Source organism: Candidatus Planktophila lacus (assembly GCF_002288325.1).
Lineage (GTDB): Bacteria > Actinomycetota > Actinomycetes > Nanopelagicales > Nanopelagicaceae > Planktophila > Planktophila lacus.
In genome coordinates, this window is sequence record NZ_CP016780.1 from 656,470 (window position 1) to 679,321 (window position 22,852).

Consider the following 22,852-nt stretch of genomic DNA (forward strand, 5'->3'; position numbering starts at 1 on the left):
TTCTGTTGGCGCGACTCTACGCTCCATGCGCAGATTTGAGCAAGTAAAGAAGTAAGGTTCGCAGGTGGATATCGAGATAAGCCCTGCAGATTTAAGCGCAGCGGATATGAGCGGGGGCTCTGACGTATCGATCGAGAGTTCTCCCTTTAACGTCCACCTAGATAACTTTGATGGCCCCTTTGATCTCCTGCTCCAGCTCATCTCGCGCCACAAGATGGATATCACCGAGGTCTCGCTGAGCATCGTTACCGATGAATTCATCTCCTTTATCCGAGCTCTTGAGGCCTCTGGTGAAGGCTGGCGCTTAGACCAAGCCACCGAGTTCTTGGTTATCGCTGCGACCTTGCTCGATCTAAAGGCAGCCCGCCTCTTGCCTAGCGGTGAAATCGAAGATGAAGAAGACCTAGCCTTGCTCGAAGCCCGCGACATCCTCTTTGCCCGTTTGCTCCAATATCGCGCCTTTAAGGAGATCGCAGCGACCTTTGCCGCGCGCATTGAAGCCGCCGATAAGTCATTTGCCCGCGTTGTAGCCCTGGATCCCGCCCTTTCCGCGCTTCTGCCTGAGGTCCTGATCGGGGTAGGCGCACCGCGCTTTGCCGCCATTGCTGAGCGCGTACTTACCCCTAAAACCCCACCTGTCGTTGCTGTAGAACACCTCCACACCAGCCTGGTGAGCGTGACTGAGGAGTCAAAGCGGGTAGTTGAGGCCCTTCGCAAGTCCCGCACACTAAGTTTCCGAAACCTCTGCTCTGATGCGGACTCAACCCTGGTCGTCGTTGCCCGGTTCCTAGCCCTGCTCGATCTTTATCGCCAGGGTGCGCTCCGTTTTGAGCAGGTAATTGCCCTCGGTGAGCTCCAGATCAGCTGGACCGGCTCAGATGAGGGCGAGGTCGCTGCTTCAGATGAGTTCGATATCCCAGTCACCCTGCTTGATGACGGAGCCAGCGATGAACCAGAGGACGAAACCCCAGATTTAAGCGTAGTAAATGAGACAGAAGGTGGAGAAAATGTCTAATCCCGAACTCGAGCGTTCCATCGAGGCGATCCTGATGGTCGTAGATGAGCCGGTTACCGAGCTAACCCTGGCCTCAGTTCTAGAACGTACCGTCGACGAGGTAGTCGAGGCGCTTGAACACCTAACCGGTTCATACGAGGGCCGTGGCTTCTCCCTGAAGGCGATCAACGGAGGATGGCGTTTTTACAGCCACCCAGAATGCTCGGCTGTGGTGGAGAAATTTGTTCTAGATGGCCAGCAGAACCGCCTTACTCAGGCAGCGCTCGAAACCCTTGCTGTCATCGCCTACCGCCAGCCGGTCTCGCGTGCCCGCGTATCGGCGATCCGCGGCGTAAACGTTGAAGCAGTGATGAAGACCTTAGTTACCCGAGGGCTGGTCGAGGAGGCAGGGCTAGAGCCTGAGACCGGGGCGATCTTGTATAAGACCACCAGCTACTTCTTAGAGAGACTCGGACTTAACTCACTTGGCGATCTGCCAGCGCTGGCTCCATACCTGCCGGATCTCGATCGCCTTGATGAGATCTTGGAATCACTCACCGACTAAGCCGCTTTTACGCTCAGTCTGGCCCCTACTTTGACCCTTACGCCTGCTTTGGCGTAGACTCACGTCTCAACTTCCCCTTGATGGATTAGCAATCGAGGACCATCAGTGTGGGGGAGCGCCCCTAATGACTGTCGAGAATGGATAGCCAAATGGCCGAAATGCGCCTAAATAAAATTATCGCCGACGCTGGAATTACGAGCCGTCGCGGAGCCGATGAGTTAATCATGGATGGTCGAGTAAGCGTGGATGGATTCGTCTGTCGTGAGCTGGGCGCCAGGTTTGACCCACAAATGGTGAAAGTCATGGTAGATGGTGAGACAATTACACGCTCAATAACTAAGTCTTATCTTGTACTTCATAAACCTAAAGGCGTTCTGTCAACGATGTTTGACCCGGAAGGTCGCCCCTCATTAGCAGACTTTATTGACCTTAGAAAAGAGCGCCTTTTCCACGTGGGACGCCTTGATAAGGATTCTGAAGGGCTAATCCTGCTGACCAATGACGGGGATTTAACCTTTAGAGCCACCCACCCGTCTTTTGGGCTGGAAAAGACCTACATTATTGAATTTGATGGAAAGCTCCCGGTTGGGGCTGAGAAGACCCTTTTGAAGGGGATCGAGCTTGAGGATGGAATTGGCCGAGTTCTCTCATTTAAACAGTTGAGTCCCCAGTGGCTAGAGGTCACAATCCACGAAGGCAGATACCACATCATCCGCCGGCTAATGGAGGCAGTCGATGTCACCGTACTTAGATTGATCCGTACGAACTTCGGCCCCATCTCATTGGGAGATACCCCTGAAGGAAGATGGCGAGATCTAAATGCAGGTGAATTAGCAAACCTACAAAAGGCTTTAGACTTATAACGTTTTATCTATACAGGGTATATAAGCCCATAAACCTATTTATCGATATGAATTACGGAAGTCGATTTTTTACCTATTTATCGATATTTATAGCCGAAATTGAGCATAAATTGTGTCGTTTTTAACTATTTATCGATATTCATGAAATTTCGGTTGTGGAGCGGTTCTCAGGAAGGCCTTAACTAGGTGCTTATCGATATCGTAAAAGCGTTTACTAGATATATCGATAAAACGCGATATATATAATGACCAGTTCAACTTTCTGCGGGTACTATTGGCCAATGTCTACGGTTAGAGCGATACGCGGGGCGGTTCAGGCGCAGGCCAATACCGCCGAGGCGATAGACGCTGCCACCAAAGAGCTGTTGGCTGAGATGCTTCGGGCCAACGCAATTACCGCCGTTGACTTCATCTCGGTGATCTTTACCGTCAGCCCGGATCTAAATGCAGCATTTCCAGCGAGCTCTGCTCGTGAGCTTGGATTTACTGATGTTCCGCTCATCTGTTCTGTAGAAATCGGAGTTCCCGGCTCGCTCGAACGCACTATTCGCATTATGGCTCACGTTGAAAGTGACCTAAAAAAGTCAGAAATCAACCATATCTACCTAGGCGGAGCAAAGGTTTTACGCCGAGATATAGCTCAGTAGGCGCGCAGATGATGGCGATAAATGAAGGCAAAGGGTTTGGCTCAATCCGGATAATCGGTTCTGGCCTTATCGGAACATCGATCGGCTTGGCTCTTGCTTCCCGCGGAGTCCAAGTAGAGATGCTCGACCTTGATCAAAAGGCCCAGAAATTAGCCCAAGATCTGATCGCCTCAGAGATATCAGGAGCGCCAGAGGTAATCCTCTTCGCAATCCCTGCCAGCGCACTCGCAGAGACCTTTGAAGGAGAATTTGCACTCAACCCAGGATCTAAATTTATAGATATTGCTAGTGTGAAAACTAAACCTCAGGTTGAAGTATCAAGAATTAACGGCGCGGCAAAGCGCTTTCTCGCCACACACCCCATGGCTGGCCGGGAAGTCGGGGGAGCCGCCAGCGCCCGAGCAGATTTATTCGAAGGTCGTAGCTGGATTTACTGCCCAACTTTTGCTGATGGAATCCAAGTTGAGACAGATGTTCTCGAGGCCGGCCTCTGGTTGATCAACTCACTAGGAGCAAAGCCGGTATCGATGTCTGCCGCCCACCATGATTCGGCAGTGGCATTGGTTTCCCATCTGCCGCAGGTCGTCTCCTCACTTTTGGCCGCGCAACTCAAGGGGGCAAAGTCAGAGGACTTGGATCTTGCAGGCGCCGGCCTTCGCGACACAACGCGTATCGCCGCTTCGGATCCAGAGCTATGGCAAGAAATTATCTCCAGCAACGCCCAAGAGATTTTGCCGCTATTAATAAATCTACAAAACGATCTTGGTTCACTTATTAATTCGCTAGATGATCCTGCGAAGGTTGGTTCATTTATCGCCGCGGGCAATGAGGGGCGATCGAAGATCCCTGGCAAGCATGGTGGAAAGGCTCGCGAGTACACGCAGTTGCCGGTGGTTATTGAAGATAAGCCAGGACAACTCGCTGCGTTATTTGATGAATGTGCAAAAGCTTCAGTCAACATTGAAGATTTAACAATCGAACACTCACCTGGTCAGTTCACGGGCTTAATAACTCTTGCTCTATCGGCTAGCGATGCTGCCATCTTACAGAAACATCTCGAAGAGTCGGGTTGGAACGTTCACGCTCCAAGATAGACTAGTTGTTGGTAACTATCACTAAGAATTTTCAAAGCAGTACACCGCGCAGGGCAATGATGGGATGTAAGTAGAAATGATCGTTGTAGCCATCGATGGACCAAGCGGTGCGGGAAAGTCCAGCACATCAAAACTTGTTGCACAACGAGCAGGTTGGAATTATTTAGATACTGGCGCTTTGTACCGTGCAGTCGCATGGTTGGCACTCAGAGAAAAAATTAGCTCTTCTGATGAAATCCTCTCCGCTCTTGCCGACAACACAATTCACTTCATCGCAGATCCTAAAGATCCCAAAGTTTTTGTTGGAGATGTTGATGTATCTACAGAGATTAGAAGTGAAAAAGTCACTGAAAGCGTTAGCGCAATTAGCGCAATTCCAGAAATTCGCGCCGCACTTCTAACTTTACAACGCAGATTGATAAATAGCGCGGAGCGCGGAATCGTTGTTGAAGGCCGTGATATAGGTACGGTTGTTGCACCAGATGCACCGTTGAAGATTTATCTACAAGCAGATATCGCGGCTCGCGCCGCAAGACGTTCTAGCGAAATAGCAGCGCCAGTGGCGAGCGTTTCAGAATCTCTAAACCAACGCGATGAAATCGATTCGAATCGCGCAGTATCTCCTTTAGCTAAAGCATCTGATGCAGTTTTAATTGACTCTACAGAACTGGATTTAGAAGAGACGGTAGAACGCGTCTGGGAGTTATTGAAAGAGCGTTCCCTGCTCGGTCTTCCAATCGTTGCAATTTTAGGTCGACCTAACGTTGGTAAATCAACTTTGATTAACCGTTTCATTGGACGTCGCGAAGCGATTGTTGAAGATACTCCTGGTGTGACACGTGATCGTGTTCAGTATGAATGCGAATGGGGCGGACGTCGTTTCATAATTATGGATACCGGTGGTTGGGAATCAAAGCCGGATGGAATTTCTGTGCAAGTTAGCGCATCTGCAGAACTTGCAATGCAAGAGGCGGATGTTCTCGCCTTCGTAGTTGATGCCCATGTGGGCGCACTAGATGAAGATGACATTTTGGTTCAGGAGCTTCGCAAAGTTAAGAAACCGATGGTTCTTATCGCAAATAAAGTTGATAGCGATGTAGATGAGGCGGATGCACACGCGCTCTGGAACCTTGGTCTTGGTGAACCTCGATTTGTATCTGCACTTCATGGTCGTGGCAGCGGAGATTTACTTGATTACATCGTGCGCGAGATGCCAGAAGTTGGTGGCGCACAAACTCAAGATGGTTATCGCAAAATTGCACTCATCGGTCGACCAAATGTTGGTAAATCAAGTTTGCTAAATGCGCTTGCGGGCGAGAATCGTTCAATCGTTGATGATGTCGCCGGAACAACTCGCGACCCAGTAGATGAATTGATTGAATTCGGGGGATCGATCTGGCGGTTTATCGACACTGCGGGCTTGCGTAAACGCGCGAATCAAGCCAGCGGAACTGACTATTACGCAACCCTTCGCACTCAGAGCGCACTGGAACGTTGTGAATGTGCGGTAGTTGTTCTAGATGCTTCGCTACCAATTTCTGAGCAGGATCTACGCGTCATCACCATGGTCGAAGAGGCCGGCAAAGCGATGGTGATCGTGATGAATAAATGGGATCTCGTCGATGAAGATCGCCGCGATCAATTAGATAAAGAGATCGACCGCCACCTTGATCAGGTCGAATGGGCCCAGCGAGTAAATGTTGCCGCCAAGACTGGTTGGCACCGTGATCGTTTAGCTCCAGCTCTTCGCACCGCGATCGATAGCTGGGAACGCCGCGTTCCAACCGCCAAACTCAACTCGTTCTTGGGCGCCCTCATCGGTGCGACCCCACCTCCAGTTCGTGGCGGCAAGCAACCAAAGATTTACTACGCAACACAGGCCGGTATCGCACCCCCTAAGTTCGTTATCTTCTCCAGCGGTTGGATCGAGCCTTCTTATCGTCGCTTTATTGAACGTCGTTTGCGCGAAGAGTTCGGCTTCCCAGGCACGCCAGTTATGGTCGCGATTCGAGTAAAAGAGCGCGATTAATGACGATAATGAAGAAGATGTCGCTAGTCACCGTTCCTAATGCGCTCACCTTTCTGCGCGCCCTCGGGATTCCGCTCTTTATCTACTTGGCACTGGCCCTGGAAGCAGATGGCTGGGCGATTCTGACTTTGGCGGTCGGGGGAGCAACCGATTATTTCGACGGCAAAATCGCTCGTGCTTGGGGCCAGGAATCACGCTTTGGCGAATTAGCAGACCCGGCTATTGATCGTCTATATATCGTTGCAACTCTCATTGTTCTCTACCTGCGCGAGGCAATTCCGTTGTGGGTGATCGTTGTTCTAGTTGTACGTGACTTGGTCCTCGCAATCGCAACGCTGGCGCTGACAGTAAAGTCTCTACCTCCGCTTAAGGTTACCTATCTCGGAAAAGCGGCGACCTTCAATCTTCTATATGCATTTCCATTTCTGTTACTCGCGCTAAATTCGAATTGGTATGGAACTCTCGCCTATATCTTCGGTTGGAGCTTTGCGATCTGGGGGATTGCGCTCTACCTTTTCACCGGGGTTACTTACCTCGGCGCTGCGGTTACATCCCTGCGCAAATCGCGATAGTTTTCGCTCATTAATTAACATTAATTAAGAGGAGTTCTAGTGTCATCTATTCCAGATAACTTGCAATACACAAAAGAGCACGAGTGGGTTTTAGCATCGGGAAATACATTCCGTATGGGAATTACTGATTACGCTCAAGGTGCACTTGGTGACATCGTCTACGTGCAGTTGCCGAAGGTTGGCGAAACTGTGGTTGCAGATAAAGTTTGCGGTGAAGTTGAATCAACTAAGAGCGTCTCTGAAATCTTCGCTCCAGTTTCAGGAAAGATCGTCGCGATCAACGAAGCGCTCAACAGCGCACCAGAAACAATCAACTCAGATCCTTATGGCGCAGGTTGGCTCGCAGAAATTGAAGTCGCGGCGCCTCCAGTCGGCTTACTCTCTGCCGACGATTACCGTCAAATTACCGCGTAGAAATCAGGCAATCCCCAAGCTTTTTTCCGCTTGATTTTTTCCTTTTCTCACCCTAAGTTCAGCCTCAGGTTGAAGTTGAACCTCGAGGAAAGCTAGGCGAAGGGAGAGTGGCATGGCTAAACCAGATACAAATGGCGAACTCACCAGCACCCTCCACCTCGGGCTTCGTTCGGTAGTAGATGGTTCCCCGGAGAGCGCACTTAACGCCCTTCTCTCATCTGCCAGCGAGACTGATCGCTTAGCAATCACCGCAGTCATCGAAGGCCCAGCAGACCGAGCGATGGTCGTAATCCATCGCGGTCCTTCAAAGGGCGCGAGATTTCTGATTGATAGCAGTGAGGTCGCGATAGGGCGTTCAGTTGAATCACCTATCTTTTTAGATGATGTAACTGTTTCAAGAAAGCATGCAGTTATCGTTAAAGAAGAGAAGACATTTAGCATTAAAGATCAAGGAAGCCTCAACGGAACATATCTAAACAATCAGTCGGTTCTTAACTCACCCTTAACTACAGGTGATGAGATTCAGATCGGTAAGTTTCATATGCTCTTCGTGGCATCAAGCAAGAGCAAGTAATAGTCAAGTAATAAGAAAGTAAAAAAAGCTTTAAAGAGAATTTATCAACCGCTTAACTAGCAGTAGGGGAGAACAACGTGAGCGTTCCAGCACGCGCGTATTTGAGTATCGGGGAAGTTTTAACAAAGCTCCGTGGAGATTTTCCGGATATAACGATCTCTAAGATCCGTTTCCTTGAATCAGAAGGCTTGATCGAACCCCAGAGAACACCTTCGGGATACCGCAAATTCACCGCCGCTGACCTTGATCGCCTTCGCTACGTGCTGCTTTTACAGCGTGATCAATACCTTCCGCTGCGCGTTATTAAAGAGAATTTAGAAGCCCTCGATCGTGGTTTAGATCCTGCTCCTGCTGGAGGAGTCGCGTCCCCTCGTCCAACTCTTACAACCGTAGATAACGCCGCATCACCTGAATCATTTGGTGCAACATCCGATCTACGTCTATCTCGCGAAGAGCTGCTTAAGGCGAGTGGCCTAGTTGATGACCAATTAGTTGAACTCGAGTCCTACGGTTTCATCGCGCTGCGCGGTCGTCATTACGATGCTGATGCTCTAGCTGTTGCTAAAGCAGTCGCCGAGATGGCTGGTTTCGGAATCGAAGCGCGCCATCTTCGTTCCTTTAAATCTGCCGCAGATCGCGAAATCGGTCTGATCGAACAAGTGATCACTCCGATTAACCGTCAGAAGTCTGCCGACTCAAAGGCGCGCGCTGAAGAAGTTCAGAAGCAGATCGCCTCACTTTCAATTCGTTTACATGCCGGGCTAGTTCGCGCCGGTCTTAATCGCCCTCGCCAGTAATTGACCCGGCCAGAAGTTAACGGGGCAGGTAAGGCGATCTGATGTTGGTAAATATGGAAGTCGTCGGCGTTCGCATTGAGATGCCCTCAAACCAGCCGATAGTTTTATTGAAAGAGATCGAAGGCTCACGTTTCTTGCCGATCTGGGTAGGAGCTGTTGAAGCAACTGCGATCGCTTTTGCTCAGCAAGGAATGGCGGCGCAACGACCGCTGACCCACGATCTGATCTCCAACCTCCTGGAGGTCGCAGATCTAACAATGACCGCGGTACACATCACCGAATTAAAGGATGGGATCTTCTACGCCGAGATTCAGATCCGCGATAGCCAATCTGCCTTGCTAAAGGTTTCGGCTAGACCATCTGATGCCATTGCGATCGCACTTCGCACCAAGAGCAATATCTTGGCCGATTCAGATCTTCTTGATCTGGTTGGCATCGATATCCCAGAACGCCTCTTGGAAGTCGAGGGCGTGGAAGATATAACTGGAGCCAAGGAAGGCGCGGCGACCGACCTAGATTTAGAGCGTTTCCGTGAATTCCTCGACCAGATCAACCCGGAGGACTTTGCAGGGTAGGGGCCAGAAGTCTCACCCTCTACTTGAGGTTTGCCTCGTGTCGGTCGTTGTTTACAGCTCTCTTCGCTCGTAGCCTTAGCCCAGAAGAGAAACCCATCCAAGCTTCCCCGAGCAGAATCGAGAACGACGTGACCTCCCCAGTTACGCACGATGGCCAGAATGAAATCGGATACCGCGGTGCAACAGCATGTTCAGCCGCTGGAATTTCGTATCGCCAATTAGATTATTGGGCACGTACCGGTTTGCTTGAACCAAGTGTTCGCACTGCAAGTGGTTCTGGAACAGCGCGACTATATGGTTTCCGCGACATTCTCGTTTTAAAGATCGTTAAGCGTTTATTGGATGCAGGAGTTTCTTTACAAAATATTCGCACCGCCGTAAATCATTTGCGCAGTCGCGGAGTTACTGAGTTAGAAAGTATTACCTTGATGAGCGATGGCGCTTCAATCTATGAATGCGCTAGTCCAGATGAAATCATCGACTTGCTGCAAGGCGGTCAAGGCGTTTTTGGTATCGCAGTGGGTAAGGTTTGGCATGAGGTTGAGGGTTCATTGGCAACGCTGCAAGGCGAGTTCAATGGCGAGATCGTTACAGCAGGTGGTGAAAGTAACGACGAGCTCTCATTACGTCGAAAGGCGAAAGGCGCCTAAAAGACATATTCTTCCCCAATATGTTCCCATCTAGATAGTTGGAAACTTAATCGGGGGAGTTGCTTTGACTTTAGAACATGGCGCATTTGTTGATCGCCACATAGGTCCAACGCACGCAAATGAAGTTGCGATGCTTGAGCAACTTGGTTTTAAATCACTCGATACATTCATTTCTGCTGTCGTGCCTTCTGCAATTGCGATGAAAGAACCGCTGGAGAAGCATCTGCCTAGTGCGGTTACTGAAGTCGAAGCGATCGAATTACTCCGCGAAATGGCTTCCGAGAACCATGTCTTTACTTCACTTATCGGCACCGGTTATTACGGAACAGTTACACCAGCGGTGATTAAGAGAAACGTTTTAGAGAATCCCGCCTGGTATACGGCTTACACACCGTACCAACCTGAAATCTCTCAAGGCCGCTTAGAAGCGCTCTTTGCTTTTCAAACCGTGGTCTGCGATCTCACCGGTTTAACTATTGCTAACGCATCAATGCTCGACGAAGGTACTGCCGCAGCCGAGGCTATGACGCTGGCCCGCCGCAATTTCAAGGGCTCGGACGATGCGGTATTTGTAGTCGATTCATCACTTCACCCACAGAGCAAAGCCGTTGTCATTACTCGCGCTAAGCCACTGGGTATCAAAGTTGTTGAAGTAGATATCAAGTCCGCTGCTGATATTTCTGGCATCGAATACTTCGGTGTTCTTGTTCAGTACCCAAACACTTTTGGCGAGATTTACGATTATTCTGATTTAGCGGAAACAATTCATAGCAAAGATGCTTACTTAATCGCAGCAACGGATCTCTTGGCTCTTACACTTTTAAAGGCGCCAGGGGAGTGGGGCGCAGATGTCGCGATCGGTAGCGCACAACGCTTCGGTGTCCCTATGGGATTCGGCGGACCACATGCTGGTTTCATGTCAGTGCGGACAGGTTTAGAACGTTCACTGCCCGGTCGCTTAATCGGCCAGAGCGTCGATGTTCATGGAAATCCCGCATTTCGTTTAGCGTTGCAGACTCGCGAACAACATATCCGCCGCGATAAAGCCACTAGCAATATTTGTACCGCTCAAGTACTGCTTGCGAATATGAGCGCCTTCTACGCAATGTGGCACGGCCCAGTTGGCCTCAAGAAGATCGCCAACCGCGTTCACGGTCTTACACATATATTCGCAACTGCACTTACTTCAAAGGGCGTCAAGATTGCTAATGAAAGCTACTTTGATACTTTAACAATAAACGTTGATTACACCGATAAATTTATGAAGAGCGCCGAAGAGTTAAAAATCAATCTGCGTAAGATTTCGCAGACCCAAATCGGTATCTCATTCGATGAAACAACCACGGTTGATCTCTTAAACCAATTAGCAAAGATCTTTGGTATCTCAATCGATCTATCAGTGCAGGGGAGTGGTTTACCTTCTTTCGCGCAAAGAGAGAGTTCGTATCTGGCACATCCAGTCTTTAACACCTATCACTCCGAAACTTCAATGATGCGTTACCTACGCATGCTCTCAGATCGCGACCTAGCGCTAGATCGCACGATGATTCCGCTTGGTTCTTGCACGATGAAGTTAAATGCGGCTACTGAAATGGAAGCTGTAACTTGGCCTGAATTCTCGGCGCTGCACCCATTCTCACCCGCCAACCAGAGCGCAGGATCTCGCCGAATGATTAAAGAGCTCTCTGACTGGTTAGTTGCCATCACTGGCTACGACGCAGTTTCCCTGCAACCAAATGCGGGAAGCCAAGGAGAATTTGCTGGGTTGCTCGCAATCCGCAATTACCATGATTCACGCGGTGATAACCACCGCACTATTTGCTTGATTCCATCGAGCGCGCACGGCACAAATGCCGCAAGTGCGGTGATGGCCGGGATGCAGGTTGTCGTTGTCTCTTGTGATGAGCTTGGAAACGTTTCAGTTGCAGATATCAAAGAGAAGATCGCCGAACACGGCGCCAATCTCGCAGCGCTAATGGTTACCTATCCATCAACACATGGCGTATTTGAATCTGCGATCGGTGAAATCTGCGAGTTGGTACATGCAGCAGGCGGTCAGGTCTACGTTGATGGTGCAAATTTGAATGCGTTAGTTGGTCTTGCGCAACCTGGAAAGTTTGGCGCAGATGTTTCGCACTTAAATCTCCATAAAACATTCTGTATTCCGCATGGCGGTGGGGGACCGGGAGTAGGTCCAGTAATCGCACGTGCGCACTTAGCGCCATTCTTGCCAAACCATCCGCTGGATGAAACAGCAGGACCTGCAACAGGACCTGGTCCGATTTCGGCTGCGCCATTTGGTTCAGCAAGTATCTTGCCGATTTCTTGGAGTTACATACGAATGATGGGGGGAGCAGGGCTAACGCATGCAACTCAAGTGGCGATCTTGTCTGCTAATTACATGGCGAAGAAGTTAGCGCCGTACTATCCAATTTTGTATACAGGTGAAGGCGGGTTAATCGCCCACGAGTGCATCTTGGATCTCCGTGAGATCACCAAAGTCAGCGGTGTAACGGTTGATGACATCGCAAAGCGTTTGATGGATTTTGGTTTCCACGCACCAACGATGAGCTTCCCAGTTCCAGGCACTTTAATGATTGAGCCAACTGAATCCGAGGATGTTCGGGAGATGGATCGCTTTATCAACGCCATGGTTGAGATCCACCGCGAGATCTCTGAGATAACTGTTGGGGCTATTGCGGTTGAAGATTCAGCGCTACGCCACGCACCTCATACATCAGGCGCCGTCGTTAATAGCCAATGGGATCGTCGTTATTCACGCGAAATGGGAGCCTTTCCAGCGCCTGCTAGCGGTCTTATAAGCGGTGAACTGATCGGAACTGCCGGTAAGTATTGGCCGAGCGTTGGCCGTATCGATGGCGCTTATGGAGATCGAAATCTGGTCTGCTCATGTGCACCGATCGAGTCTTACGCCTAATTAACGCCTAGGCCTTGCGGGGCAGGGTTGATTTAGTATTACTTAACATAATGTAACTTATCGGCGTTAGGTCTGAGTATGCGTGAAATACCCCAACGGGTCGTCTGTAGCAACGCCTCGATAACTATCGCCTGCGACATCTTGGAAACGCCATTTATTCGCTCTACAAAGGTGATTGGAACTTCGATTTCGTTTGCACCAGCAAGATGGGCAGCAAGTCCCATCTCAATTTGATAGCAATAACCAGTTGCCTGCATATCGCTAAGTTTTAAAGCTTTGAGTAGATCAACGCTGTAAACCCGGAAACCACCAGTTAAGTCATTTAACGGGATTCCAAGGGCCAATTTGGCATATGCAGTGCCCGCTCGCGATAGATACTGGCGTCGCTTAGGCCAATTAACTACCGATCCGCCAGGTATCCATCTAGTTCCCAGAACAATCAATTTTCCAGGTTCGATCGCTGCAATCATCTTCTCTAAATCGACAACTCGGTGTGATCCATCGGCATCCATAGTTACTACATGGGTGTAACTCGAATCAGCGAGAACTTGTACAAATCCCGCCCGATAAGCAGCACCCAATCCGCCTTTACCGGGCCTGCGAAGTATCGACACCCAAGGTAGATGTAAATTATCGACAATGTTGGCAGTTCCATCTGGTGAATTATCATCGATGACAATGACATCAAAATTACTTCTTTTATTTGCACGAAATTCGGTTAACTTATCAAGTAGCTCAACGATAGAAACAGCCTCGTTGTAAGTCGGAATCAGAAGAGCAATCTTAATTGTCATCGATAAACCCTCTTGCGAATTCCGATAGCGAAGATAAGCGATGCAAAGACAACAAGAAGGGGAGCCACTCCCCCTAGACGATCAGCCAACGTTTGATGGTTTGAAATCTTTAGATCTCCAGAGATCGAAGTTGAGATGTTTTCTGGTGTCTGAGATACCACGGCACCATTATTATCGATAAAGGCAGAGATGCCAACGGTAGAAACGCTGAGAATATCGCGAGAATGCTCAACTGCGCGAATTCTTGTGATCGCTAGTTGCTGGGCGCTTTCGGCGGTATTTGCAAAGGTCGCGCTATTTGTTTGAACAATAATTGCACCAGACTGATTCGCGCTCTCGCGAACCAAACCATCGTTGATAATTTCATAGCAAATGATCGGTGCTACTTGATATCCACCAATTTCATGCGATACAAAGCCCTGACCAGGCTTGAAATCGTTTACCGACTTTGCATATGGAGACACAATTTCAGCGATTCGGCGCAGAGGCATGTACTCACCGAAAGGCGTTAAGTAGCGCTTAATGTATGTCGATTCGACTTCTCCCATTGCGTCATACATGACAGAAGCATTCGCCGGCGCTCCTTGCTCTGTAAGAACCACGCCTGCAATCAGCGGCATATCTATCTCTTTAACCACCGTTTTAATGTCTGCGAGAACTTCGGGATAGTTTCGCGGATCAATATCAATGGCATTTTCTGGCCAAATAACTGCATCGTACTTCTGCTTCACAAGTTGGCGCGTGGTGTCGCGATGCAGGTAGAAGACCGCCTTAGCACGCGAGTTGAACTCAAGACCAACTGAAGGAGTATTTCCCTGAATCGCTATTAGAGAAATCTTCTCCGTCGTAGTTGGATTATTCGGTAAGAAGGCAACGATTAGGAAACCAACTGCGACTAGAACGAGTGTGCGAACTTTAAGGCGGTTCAGCGCCAACGCAGAAAGCAAAGTCGCGAAGCTAAGTAGCAGTACTCCCCCAATCGAAACTAATGGAAGGAGCGGTGATTCAACTTGGCTAAAGGCTATTCTGGTCCAGGCAAATCCACCAAATGGAAAGCGCGCCCGCAACTCTTCACAGATCAAAAAGGTAAGGAGAACCCAACGAAGCGAACTTGTTTTGCGGTAGATCCATCCAACTGGAAGATAGAAAGCGGCTTGTAGCGAAGTTAATAAGAGCCAAGGCAGCGCTCCAACATACTTACTACTCCAATGCAGAACTATGCCGTTAAGAATCGCACCGAAGATAAATGAGGCTCGGACTGGTCTTCTACTTTTCGAAAGCCCTCTAAAGAAAAGCGCGTAACCAACGAGCGCGAGATACCAAATACCTATCGGTTCAAATGCTGCACTTACAAGAAGCGCAGAAAATAAGAAGATCACCATTTGAGTGCAGTGATCAACCGATCAACGCTTGCGCCAAGTCCGTAGCGTTCCTTGATCTCATAAATCTTTGAAAGATCAGCTGGTTTCTGCGGCATCGAGATATCAATTTTCGGAAGGGCGACATCTCTTGCGCAGTTGACCAAAGTAGGTGCGATCTTTAAATAATCTGCGCCTTCAATTATCTTCTTAGCAAGGGCTGGCTTTAGCGATGGGTGCGCATCGCGAGCTCCTTGCTGGGCTTCATCGACGTCTGCAAAGTTATTTGCAATCAGCGCTGCGCCTTTCTCACCAATCCCCTTAACGCCAGGCAGTCCGTCTGAAGGATCGCCTCTAAACATTGCAAATAAGGCGTAACGATCACCGGGAATGGCATATTTACGTGCAATCCACGCTTTATCGACTAGGTCGTGCTGAGATAAACCCTTTGCTAGATAAACAACCTTTACATCACGTTTGTCATCGACTAACTGAAAGAGATCTCGATCTCCAGTAACAATTCGAGTTGGGCCAGGTTCTTTAACCGCAAAGGTAGCCATAACATCATCGGCCTCATAGTCATCTACACCGACCATCGGAATTCCAAATTCATCAAGAAGATCTAGCAAGATCGGAATCTGTGGTGTCAATAAATCTGGTTCTTCTTCGCCTTCGCCATCTTCCTCAAGGCGGTTAGCTTTGTATTCAGGGAAAATATCTACTCGCCATGACGGGCGCCAATCTCCTTCGATGCAGGCGACGATGCGATTTGGTGAGTACATGCCAATTAGGCGTGCTGTCATGTCAAGGTAACCGCGTATCGCATTTACTGGGGTGCCATCGGGTGCCAACAAGGTATCGGGCATTCCGTAGTAAGCGCGATACCAAAGTGAAGCGCTATCAAGGAGCATCAAAGTCATAGGTCATCCACCATATATGAAACTACGCCGCGATCTAAACGCTTGATCGCTTCACGACAAACTGGACGTAACTTCTCGCTGGCACCAGCGATCTGCATTAATAAATCCATCAACTGCTTGGCCGAGCGAACGAAATCTCCGACCGACATATCCGAGCCCTTGAGAACGTTTGTAAGAGAGTTACCCTGCGCCCAACGATAAGAAATATAGGCAAAACCGAAGTCGGGTTCTTTCTGGGTGTTAACATCAAACTCGTTCTCGATATCTTCAAGTTTGGCCCATAGTTTGGTGATCTCAACTAGTGCGTTAGAGACGTTTTGGTGAGGCATCTTTGGCGCATACTCATCGCGCGATCTTGATTGAAAGATCATGCACGAGACAACAGATAAAAGTTCCGGAGCAGATAACTCATCGAGAATTCCATTACGAATAGTTTCGGTTAACAGAAGATCTGATTCGGCGTAAATCTTGGCGAGAATCTTGCCTTGAGGAAGTGGCTTCTCCCCCTCGATATATCCAAGATGGGTCAATACATCACAGATGCGATCAAAGGTCTTAGCGATGACATGGGTACGGTTTTCAACTCTTCCACGCAAGCCTTCGGATTCGCGGTGCAGGCGCTCTGCACGCTCAGCAAAGCGAGCATGTGTTTCACGATCGTTACATGAATGGCAGGGATGTGAACGCGTACTGCGGCGCAGACCATCTATCTCATTCTCCATATGTTGGCGCTGGCGATTGTCAAAAGTCTTTCGGCCATCGCGTTTAGATAACAGCTTCTCTAACTCTTTTATATCACTTCGTAATCTGGCATAGCTTGCAAAGTCACCTAAGTGGCACTCGGCACTAGCCATTAACTCAAGTCGCGCACTCTCATTCTTCTTAATTTGCTTGACCAAACCAACTACAGCGCGGTCTGCTTGGAACTGTGCAAACGAAGATTCCAAACTTCCGTGGGCTCGCTCTCGACCAAAACGTGCGATTAGATTTATCGCCATGTTGTAGGTCGGAGTAAATGAAGAACGCAGTGGATATGTTCTAGTTGATGCCAAACTGGCCGCCATCGCCGAATCCACAGTTGGAGACCACTGCACAACGGCATTTCCTTCAATATCGATGCCGCGTCTGCCGGCACGACCAGTTAATTGCGTGTACTCCCCTGGTGTAATCGGAACGTGCGCTTCACCATTCCACTTACTCAACTTTTCGAGTACTACGGTTCGCGCCGGCATATTGATACCTAGCGCAAGGGTTTCGGTGGCAAATACTGCTTTAACTAAGCCGCGTTGAAAGAGATCTTCGATCGCGTTTTTAAAGGATGGAAGTAAACCGGCGTGATGAGCGGCGATGCCACGTTCGAGAGCGGTAATCCATTCACGATACCCAAGGACTTCAAGATCTTCTTCCGGCAAATTAGCGGTGTAACGTTCGGCAGTTTTGAGAATTTCGGCGCGTTCTTCAGTATTAGTTAGCTTAATCCCAGCGGCTAAACACTGTTTTACCGCCGCATCACATCCCATCCGAGAGAAGATAAATGTGATCGCGGGTAACAAGTTTTCGCGTTGAAGTTTCTCAATAATCTCTGGCCGGGATAAACGTGATTCGGATGCCCCCCATTGCTCACGGCGGTGGCGCGGAATCTTTACCTTACGCATAGCTTCGCGCTCAGCGGCAAGGATTTCTGGGTTCACTTTGCCAGGGCTTGAGAACAAGTCGATTAGAGATGAGTTGATCAAAATATGTTGATACAACGGGATCGGTCGATGCTCGCTCAAGATCACATGGGTTTCACCACGTACTTCACCGAGCCATTCTCCGAACTCTTCAGCGTTAGAAACCGTTGCAGATAGCGAGATGACCTGTACTGACTCCATCAAGTGAATCAAGACTTCTTCCCAAACCGCACCACGGAACTTATCCGCCAGGTAATGAACCTCATCCATAACAACCGAACCTAAATTGGTGAGCGTTGAAGAGCCGGCATAGAGCATGTTGCGCAGAACTTCTGTGGTCATAACCAAGATATCTGCTTCAGAATTGATATTGGTATCACCGGTTAGCAAGCCAACACGATCTTCACCGAATCGATCTACGAACTCCTGAAACTTCTGATTCGATAACGCTTTGATCGGTGTTGTGTAGAAACACTTCTTGCCATTTCGTAGCGCTAAAAACGCGGCGAATTCTCCGACTACCGTCTTGCCGGCACCAGTTGGAGCAGCAACTAAAACTCCATGTCCACTTTCTACCGCGTGACAAGCCTGGATCTGGAAGTCATCAAATGGGAACTTGGATTCGGCTAGAAATTCTTCGGTTACAGCATGCTTGCTTCGACTCTTTGCAGCGGCGAATTTTTCAGCAGGCGTACTCACGGGGTCCACGATAGTCCAGCACCTGCCATACATTCAGCACGAACTGGCAAACCTCCAATTCGCTCACCATCGGCATATGCAACCGCAGTAGATGAGATAGAGACACGAGCGCTGCGATAAATGCGCACTTGAGGATGCCCGATATGCGCACCCTTAAATACCTTGGGAAAGACCTTGATAAATTCTGGCTTGCTCACTGGATGCAAGATCATGACATCAAATAACCCATCGGTCATTGATGCATCGGGACAGACCTGCATTCCTCCCCCGTAGCACTTACCGTTGGCAACGGCGATCAGCATCGCCTCGACTTGAAGTGATTGGGTATCTAATTCGATTGTGTATGAAATCGGTGCAAATCTTGTCAACTCCATCGCAATAGCCAAGTTGTACTTCATTGGCCCTTTCGGCCATCTCATTGTGTTGGCTCGCTCGTTTACCACCGAATCAAAACCGGTTGAAAGTATTGCTCCAAACCATTCCGAATCAACCATTCCTAAATCAATAGGAGTCGGTTGATTGGTTGTAACAAAATCTAACTGCTGAGTTATCGAGTCTAGGTTCCAACCCATGGCTCGAACTAAATCATTTCCTGTACCTGCCGGAATCACTGAAAACGGAATCTTTCTTGGGGCAACCAATTGGATTACGAGATGCGCTAGACCGTCACCACCAACTGCAATTACACCATGGCAGTTTTGACCTTCTGGAAGATCAAGAAAATTCGCTAAATTCTCCTTTAACTTAAGCGCTGACGTTGCCGTGATGATCGTGTATTCAAGACCATGTTTTGCGAAGTAACCAGCAACTTCTCTACCGAGTGCGGCGCCCTTTCCTCCCCCAGAAACAGGGTTGATGACGATCGCCCACACGATTTAAACCTGAGGAATTTCTTTTTTTGCTCGTCGCTTGTCATTCCACAGCGCGAATACACCTGAAAGCAAGTACAGAATAATGAGTGGAATTGCCAGAAGAATCATCGACAGCGGATCAGCACTTGGTGAGAACCCTGCAACAAAGAGCACAATGCAGAAGACCCAAATTCTCCACGGCCTTAAAATCGCTACGCCGCTCAAGAAGCCAATCAAGTTAAAGGTAACTAGAAAAACAGGAAGCTCAAAAGCTAAGCCAAAGACCAGAATCGTTCGCATGACAAAATCTAGGTAATCATCAAATTTAACAAGGTTATTTAGTGCATCTGGGGTGAATCCAAAGAGCACCTTGATCGCCAGCGGGAGAATTGCGTAACCGAGGAAAGTTCCGGCCGCGAAGAATGGAGTGGCAGCGATGAAGAAGAAGACTGAGTTTCGCTTTTCTTTACGGTGAAGTGCTGGCGCAATAAATGCCCATAGTTGATATAACCAATATGGCGCCGCAATGATTAGACCCGTTAGTAAGGCGACTTTTATCTGAAGATTTAGCGGACCAAGTACGCCACTGATGTAGAGCGAACCGCAGGTATCAGAGCCAGTTCTCTGAGCTAGCTCCAGATCACAGACTGGCTGCGCTAACTTTGCAATGATTTCGTTGTAGAAGAACCAACCAATTAAGGCGGCTAACAAGATTGCTGAAACCGAGCGAACTATCCGCTTTCGAAACTCGCGTAAATGTTCCAATAAGGGCATGCGAGCCGATTTTGCACCAGCCATCATGAGCGTTGGACGCGGGCCTAATTACTTACTGAATTACTTAGTTGATGAATCGTCGTCGTTCTTCTTTTCATCCCCATCGTTCTTCATCTCGCTCTTGAAGATGCGAAGTGATTGACCTAGAGAGCGCGCTGAATCAGGCAGGCGCTTGGCACCAAAGAGAACGATAAAGACTAGAAGGACAAGAAGGAGATGACTTGGTTGCGCTAAATTCATAGGTACAAGATATCCTATTAGCGGCAGTATGCGCAGGTACGCCTAGGACGAGAAGCGATCGTTCTTATAAAGCTCCAAGGTAGCCTGCGCCTTTGCGCCTACTGATTTGGCCAGTTCTGCTGGATCTGTGATCTCGGTATTGGCCAACGTGCTCATAAAGTTTCGCACCAACCAATCTTGGCTAAATGAGGTCACTTCAACCGTGATCCCCTTACCTAGACTCAAGGCCGACGAAGTCGCCATATCGGTCTCTAAACGAAACCTCTCAAAGGTGGTTCGTAAACGAGAGTTAATTCTGCATTTAGCGCGAAAAATTTCTTCGCTGCTGTTCTGAGATTGAGAAACAAAGTCGCTGGCATCTAGAAGTTTTGCCTGTTTCACATTATCTAAACGGAAGGTGCGAAATCCTGACGCTGTACTGCAGTAGGCCAGCAACACTTCTATTCCTTTATCTTCACCCAATTCGAGTGGGGTAACAACTCTGGTTGAAATCTGATCCCTAATCAGCGAGTGATATTCAATCTCTAGATTTTTGCGTTCCTTAAGCGCTCGTAAAATAACTGCGCGATGTGCACTATCGACAGTTGGAGTTACCTGTGCGATATCGCCAATCAGCGACTTGATCTTCATTTGAAGTGAGGTAATCGCAAGCACAAGATCCTCACGATCTTTTGAGAGCGACTCTTTGAGAAAATCTAAACCAATTGCAATTACAACAAGCTCTTCCTTAGTCAACAGACGTACCTTTTGAAGAATCTCGGCGTTACGAATTGAAACGTAACCAGATTCAAATGAGAGATCGATTAACTCAAGTGGCGTATATCCCGGAAGACCACACATCCAGAGCGTATTGAGATCATCCAGCAACTCTTCAGAAGTAATTGCAAACTCTTTGGCAAGATCCTTAATCGAGATCCCTTGATGGGTAGTGATAAAAGGAACTAGATCGAGCAGCCGAGCGGTCTTGGCTATAGGTGAGGTGGCTTGTTTAACCATAGCGTTTCACCCCAAGTTCCAGCCTCTTCACAACTTCTTCTCGAACGCTCTTTGGTTCTAAGACGATTGCATCATCTCCATACCAAAGGACTTCTTCAATAAATCTCTCTTGATCGCGAAAATTCACTTCAACTTGATCCCAACCAGCGATAGCGCTTTGTGTGGAAGAAGTTTTGGAGCGAGAACGAAGCGCAATCGCTCTTCCAACTCTTAGATAGATCACTGCAGTACGAACTTCATCGCCGCTCTTGCTCAGGCTAGATAGATCAAACTCTTTATCTACCTCGAAAGATCCGGGCTTGCCTTCAGACGCGATATCTCCGGAAATGCGATCTAAACGGAAACTTCTAATACCTAACTTCTCGAGATCGAGTCCGTATAGATACCAATGACCGTAGCGAGATGTAACTGCATACGGTGCGATCTTACGATCCTGTTCCGCTAACTCTTCGCTTAAGTATTTAAAAGAGATTTTCTGTCTAGATGTGATCGCACTGATTGCAACTTGCAAGTTCTTATCGCGAACATTCGCATGCGGTGCAAGATCCGGAATCGACTCAATATCTGATTCGATACCAATCGCATGTAACTTTCTGAGGGCGGTTAGCGCTGAGCCGTCTAGCGCTGCCCCGCGCCATGCTTCAGCTGCGAGAGAAAGCAGTGAGATCTCCTGGCTACTAACTTCACCTAATTGAAATTGATAGCTATCCGGCTTGATTCGATAGCCCGCCTCATCTTCAAAGAGTGGGTCGAAAGAACCTACTTCGATCTCAATTCCGAGGTTACGTAGATCATCTTTGTCGCGCTCGAACATCCGCTCTTTACTTTCCGCGGTTCCTTCATATCCATCTACAGTTCGAAAGATTTCAGATTTCGTTATATATCTCTTCGTGGCCAATAGTGCGATAGTTAAGTTAACTAAACGCTCAGTCTTCCGCGACACCGTAAGAGCCCTTCGCGGGACGACGACGTCGTGCAAGAACTTCAACACCGGGCGCCATGCGGCGAGAGAAGATCAAGAAACCAGTGTGGCCGATCATTCTCTGTTGCGGACGAACTGCCAAACCTTCATGGTGCCAACCACGAACCATGCTTTCGAAACTTTCCGGCTCGGTGAAATGTCCATCATCCTTAAGCGCTTCAGCGGTTGCAGATAGCTGAGTTGTTGTTGCAACGTAGGCCATAAAGACTCCCCCAGGTCGCAAAACTTTCGCGGCCATTTCAACACATTCCCAAGGGGCGAGCATGTCTAGGATCACGCGATCAAACTCGTGGTCAAATTCTTGCTCCTGCACTGAACCGATCGCAAGAGACCAGTTTGCGGGACGTCCTCCAAAGTAATTTTCAATGTTAGTTGTTGCATTAGCTGCAAATTCATCGCGACGTTCCACTGAGTGCACAGAGCCTGTTGGACCAACCGCGCGTAAGAGCGAGAGCGTTAAAGCGCCGCTTCCCACTCCGGCTTCAAGTACTCGAGCGCCCGGAAAAATATCTGCGAAGCCAACAATTAGCGCAGCATCTTTTGGATAAACAATTGTCGCTCCACGAGGCATAGATAGAACGTAATCTGTTAGCAATGGAATAAATGCAGTGAACTTTAACCCCGCACTAGTGCTAACAACTGAACCTTCGGGAAGACCAATCAAATCGTCATGAACGATCCACCCTTTATGGGTGTGCCACTCTTTACCAGGAGTGATCGTGATGCTGTAAATCTTTCCCTTTTGATCGGTGAGCTGAACTCGATCGCCAGCGACAAAACGTCCACGATTGGCGCCTAGATCGGCGTTATTCTCATTAAGGCTAGACACGGGAGCATCTTAGGCGCAAAGAGC

The 22,852-nt window shown here is 48.7% G+C and carries 23 protein-coding genes; 13 read left to right on the top strand and 10 right to left on the bottom strand.

All coding sequences use genetic code 11. From position 1 onward, the window contains the following. The first annotated feature begins 106 nt into the window (after positions 1-106). The 13 genes from A1sIIB106_RS03280 to gcvP all read left to right on the top strand — a co-directional run bounded on the left by A1sIIB106_RS03280 (position 107) and on the right by gcvP (position 12,712). On the top strand, positions 107-1,015 hold the full coding sequence (locus A1sIIB106_RS03280) for a segregation and condensation protein A (RefSeq protein WP_095677851.1): 909 nt from the start codon (positions 107-109) through the stop codon (positions 1,013-1,015). Then, on the top strand, positions 1,008-1,559 hold the full coding sequence (gene scpB / locus A1sIIB106_RS03285; RefSeq protein ID WP_095671085.1) for an SMC-Scp complex subunit ScpB: 552 nt from the start codon (positions 1,008-1,010) through the stop codon (positions 1,557-1,559). Before A1sIIB106_RS03280 ends, scpB begins: the two co-directional genes overlap by 8 nt. A 149-nt stretch (positions 1,560-1,708) precedes the next feature. Beyond that, complete coding sequence (locus A1sIIB106_RS03290; RefSeq protein ID WP_095677323.1) at positions 1,709-2,422, top strand: pseudouridine synthase; 714 nt, start codon at positions 1,709-1,711, stop codon at positions 2,420-2,422. A gap of 281 nt (positions 2,423-2,703) precedes the next feature. After that, the gene (aroH, locus tag A1sIIB106_RS03295; RefSeq protein ID WP_095677852.1) at positions 2,704-3,069 is read left to right on the top strand and encodes a chorismate mutase; all 366 of its coding nucleotides are present in this window, start codon (positions 2,704-2,706) and stop codon (positions 3,067-3,069) included. Positions 3,070-3,077: 8 nt separating this feature from the next. Further along, complete coding sequence (locus A1sIIB106_RS03300; protein WP_223299519.1) at positions 3,078-4,163, top strand: prephenate dehydrogenase; 1,086 nt, start codon at positions 3,078-3,080, stop codon at positions 4,161-4,163. 76 nt (positions 4,164-4,239) lie between these two features. Next, complete coding sequence (der, locus tag A1sIIB106_RS03305; RefSeq protein ID WP_095677324.1) at positions 4,240-6,192, top strand: ribosome biogenesis GTPase Der; 1,953 nt, start codon at positions 4,240-4,242, stop codon at positions 6,190-6,192. Beyond that, positions 6,192-6,764, top strand: a complete 573-nt coding sequence (locus A1sIIB106_RS03310) for a CDP-alcohol phosphatidyltransferase family protein (protein WP_223299520.1) — start codon at positions 6,192-6,194, stop codon at positions 6,762-6,764. The genes der and A1sIIB106_RS03310 overlap by 1 nt, the downstream gene beginning before the upstream one ends. 39 nt (positions 6,765-6,803) lie before the next feature. Further along, positions 6,804-7,178, top strand: a complete 375-nt coding sequence (gene gcvH, locus A1sIIB106_RS03315) for a glycine cleavage system protein GcvH (RefSeq protein WP_095677325.1) — start codon at positions 6,804-6,806, stop codon at positions 7,176-7,178. Between the two features lie 112 nt (positions 7,179-7,290). After that, on the top strand, positions 7,291-7,752 hold the full coding sequence (locus A1sIIB106_RS03320; RefSeq protein ID WP_095677326.1) for an FHA domain-containing protein: 462 nt from the start codon (positions 7,291-7,293) through the stop codon (positions 7,750-7,752). A 77-nt stretch (positions 7,753-7,829) separates the two neighbouring features. After that, positions 7,830-8,549, top strand: coding sequence for a transcriptional regulator FtsR (ftsR, locus tag A1sIIB106_RS03325; RefSeq protein WP_095677327.1), 720 nt, complete (start codon positions 7,830-7,832; stop codon positions 8,547-8,549). A gap of 44 nt (positions 8,550-8,593) precedes the next feature. After that, positions 8,594-9,124: a bifunctional nuclease family protein gene (locus tag A1sIIB106_RS03330; RefSeq protein ID WP_095677855.1), complete on the top strand. Its 531-nt coding sequence runs from the start codon at positions 8,594-8,596 to the stop codon at positions 9,122-9,124. Positions 9,125-9,252: 128 nt separating this feature from the next. Continuing rightward, a complete protein-coding gene (locus A1sIIB106_RS03335) occupies positions 9,253-9,774 on the top strand; it encodes a MerR family transcriptional regulator (RefSeq protein WP_095677328.1) in 522 nt (173 codons plus the stop codon). 130 nt (positions 9,775-9,904) lie between these two features. Continuing rightward, positions 9,905-12,712: an aminomethyl-transferring glycine dehydrogenase gene (gene gcvP / locus A1sIIB106_RS03340; protein WP_420021960.1), complete on the top strand. Its 2,808-nt coding sequence runs from the start codon at positions 9,905-9,907 to the stop codon at positions 12,710-12,712. Positions 12,713-12,750: 38 nt separating this feature from the next. Here the strand turns inward: gcvP and A1sIIB106_RS03345 are convergent, their stop codons facing one another. From A1sIIB106_RS03345 to A1sIIB106_RS03390, 10 genes are read right to left on the bottom strand one after another with little or no spacing between them, the layout of a single operon-like run. After that, positions 12,751-13,506 (bottom strand): polyprenol monophosphomannose synthase, encoded by a 756-nt coding sequence (locus A1sIIB106_RS03345; RefSeq protein WP_095677330.1) that lies wholly within the window; start codon positions 13,504-13,506, stop codon positions 12,751-12,753. Next, complete coding sequence (gene lnt, locus A1sIIB106_RS03350; protein ID WP_095677331.1) at positions 13,503-14,888, bottom strand: apolipoprotein N-acyltransferase; 1,386 nt, start codon at positions 14,886-14,888, stop codon at positions 13,503-13,505. The genes A1sIIB106_RS03345 and lnt overlap by 4 nt, the downstream gene beginning before the upstream one ends. Further along, positions 14,882-15,784 carry a 5'-3' exonuclease gene (locus A1sIIB106_RS03355; RefSeq protein WP_095677332.1) on the bottom strand — a complete coding sequence of 301 codons (903 nt, stop codon included), beginning with the start codon at positions 15,782-15,784 and terminating at the stop codon, positions 14,882-14,884. The genes lnt and A1sIIB106_RS03355 overlap by 7 nt, the downstream gene beginning before the upstream one ends. Then, positions 15,781-18,189, bottom strand: a complete 2,409-nt coding sequence (locus A1sIIB106_RS03360; protein ID WP_095677333.1) for a DEAD/DEAH box helicase — start codon at positions 18,187-18,189, stop codon at positions 15,781-15,783. The genes A1sIIB106_RS03355 and A1sIIB106_RS03360 overlap by 4 nt, the downstream gene beginning before the upstream one ends. Next, the gene (locus A1sIIB106_RS03365) at positions 18,153-19,028 is read right to left on the bottom strand and encodes a diacylglycerol/lipid kinase family protein (protein ID WP_095677334.1); all 876 of its coding nucleotides are present in this window, start codon (positions 19,026-19,028) and stop codon (positions 18,153-18,155) included. The genes A1sIIB106_RS03360 and A1sIIB106_RS03365 overlap by 37 nt, the downstream gene beginning before the upstream one ends. Before the next feature lie 3 nt (positions 19,029-19,031). After that, positions 19,032-19,808, bottom strand: a complete 777-nt coding sequence (gene tatC / locus A1sIIB106_RS03370) for a twin-arginine translocase subunit TatC (protein ID WP_223299523.1) — start codon at positions 19,806-19,808, stop codon at positions 19,032-19,034. A 33-nt stretch (positions 19,809-19,841) separates the two neighbouring features. After that, positions 19,842-20,021, bottom strand: coding sequence for a Sec-independent protein translocase subunit TatA (tatA, locus tag A1sIIB106_RS03375; protein ID WP_095671812.1), 180 nt, complete (start codon positions 20,019-20,021; stop codon positions 19,842-19,844). Between the two features lie 42 nt (positions 20,022-20,063). After that, entirely contained in the window at positions 20,064-21,017 is a 954-nt protein-coding gene (locus A1sIIB106_RS03380) for a helix-turn-helix transcriptional regulator (RefSeq protein WP_095677335.1), read from the bottom strand. Next, positions 21,010-21,960, bottom strand: a complete 951-nt coding sequence (locus A1sIIB106_RS03385; protein WP_095677336.1) for a helix-turn-helix transcriptional regulator — start codon at positions 21,958-21,960, stop codon at positions 21,010-21,012. Before A1sIIB106_RS03385 ends, A1sIIB106_RS03380 begins: the two co-directional genes overlap by 8 nt. Then, positions 21,944-22,828 (bottom strand): tRNA (adenine-N1)-methyltransferase, encoded by an 885-nt coding sequence (locus tag A1sIIB106_RS03390; protein ID WP_095677337.1) that lies wholly within the window; start codon positions 22,826-22,828, stop codon positions 21,944-21,946. The genes A1sIIB106_RS03385 and A1sIIB106_RS03390 overlap by 17 nt, the downstream gene beginning before the upstream one ends. Positions 22,829-22,852 lie beyond the last annotated feature (24 nt).

Bases quoted from the DNA above. Each gene is read 5' to 3' on its own strand.
- aroH (WP_095677852.1), top strand. From the start codon at position 2,704: ATGTCTACGGTTAGAGCGATACGCGGGGCGGTTCAGGCGCAGGCCAAT.
- lnt (WP_095677331.1), bottom strand. From the start codon at position 14,888: ATGGTGATCTTCTTATTTTCTGCGCTTCTTGTAAGTGCAGCATTTGAA.
- A1sIIB106_RS03380 (WP_095677335.1), bottom strand. From the start codon at position 21,017: ATGGTTAAACAAGCCACCTCACCTATAGCCAAGACCGCTCGGCTGCTC.
- A1sIIB106_RS03300 (WP_223299519.1), top strand. From the start codon at position 3,078: ATGATGGCGATAAATGAAGGCAAAGGGTTTGGCTCAATCCGGATAATC.
- A1sIIB106_RS03355 (WP_095677332.1), bottom strand. From the start codon at position 15,784: ATGACTTTGATGCTCCTTGATAGCGCTTCACTTTGGTATCGCGCTTAC.
- A1sIIB106_RS03320 (WP_095677326.1), top strand. From the start codon at position 7,291: ATGGCTAAACCAGATACAAATGGCGAACTCACCAGCACCCTCCACCTC.
- A1sIIB106_RS03310 (WP_223299520.1), top strand. From the start codon at position 6,192: ATGACGATAATGAAGAAGATGTCGCTAGTCACCGTTCCTAATGCGCTC.
- tatC (WP_223299523.1), bottom strand. From the start codon at position 19,808: ATGATGGCTGGTGCAAAATCGGCTCGCATGCCCTTATTGGAACATTTA.
- A1sIIB106_RS03345 (WP_095677330.1), bottom strand. From the start codon at position 13,506: ATGACAATTAAGATTGCTCTTCTGATTCCGACTTACAACGAGGCTGTT.
- A1sIIB106_RS03280 (WP_095677851.1), top strand. From the start codon at position 107: ATGAGCGGGGGCTCTGACGTATCGATCGAGAGTTCTCCCTTTAACGTC.
- tatA (WP_095671812.1), bottom strand. From the start codon at position 20,021: ATGAATTTAGCGCAACCAAGTCATCTCCTTCTTGTCCTTCTAGTCTTT.
- gcvP (WP_420021960.1), top strand. From the start codon at position 9,905: ATGCTTGAGCAACTTGGTTTTAAATCACTCGATACATTCATTTCTGCT.
- der (WP_095677324.1), top strand. From the start codon at position 4,240: ATGATCGTTGTAGCCATCGATGGACCAAGCGGTGCGGGAAAGTCCAGC.
- A1sIIB106_RS03360 (WP_095677333.1), bottom strand. From the start codon at position 18,189: ATGTATGGCAGGTGCTGGACTATCGTGGACCCCGTGAGTACGCCTGCT.
- A1sIIB106_RS03290 (WP_095677323.1), top strand. From the start codon at position 1,709: ATGGCCGAAATGCGCCTAAATAAAATTATCGCCGACGCTGGAATTACG.
- scpB (WP_095671085.1), top strand. From the start codon at position 1,008: ATGTCTAATCCCGAACTCGAGCGTTCCATCGAGGCGATCCTGATGGTC.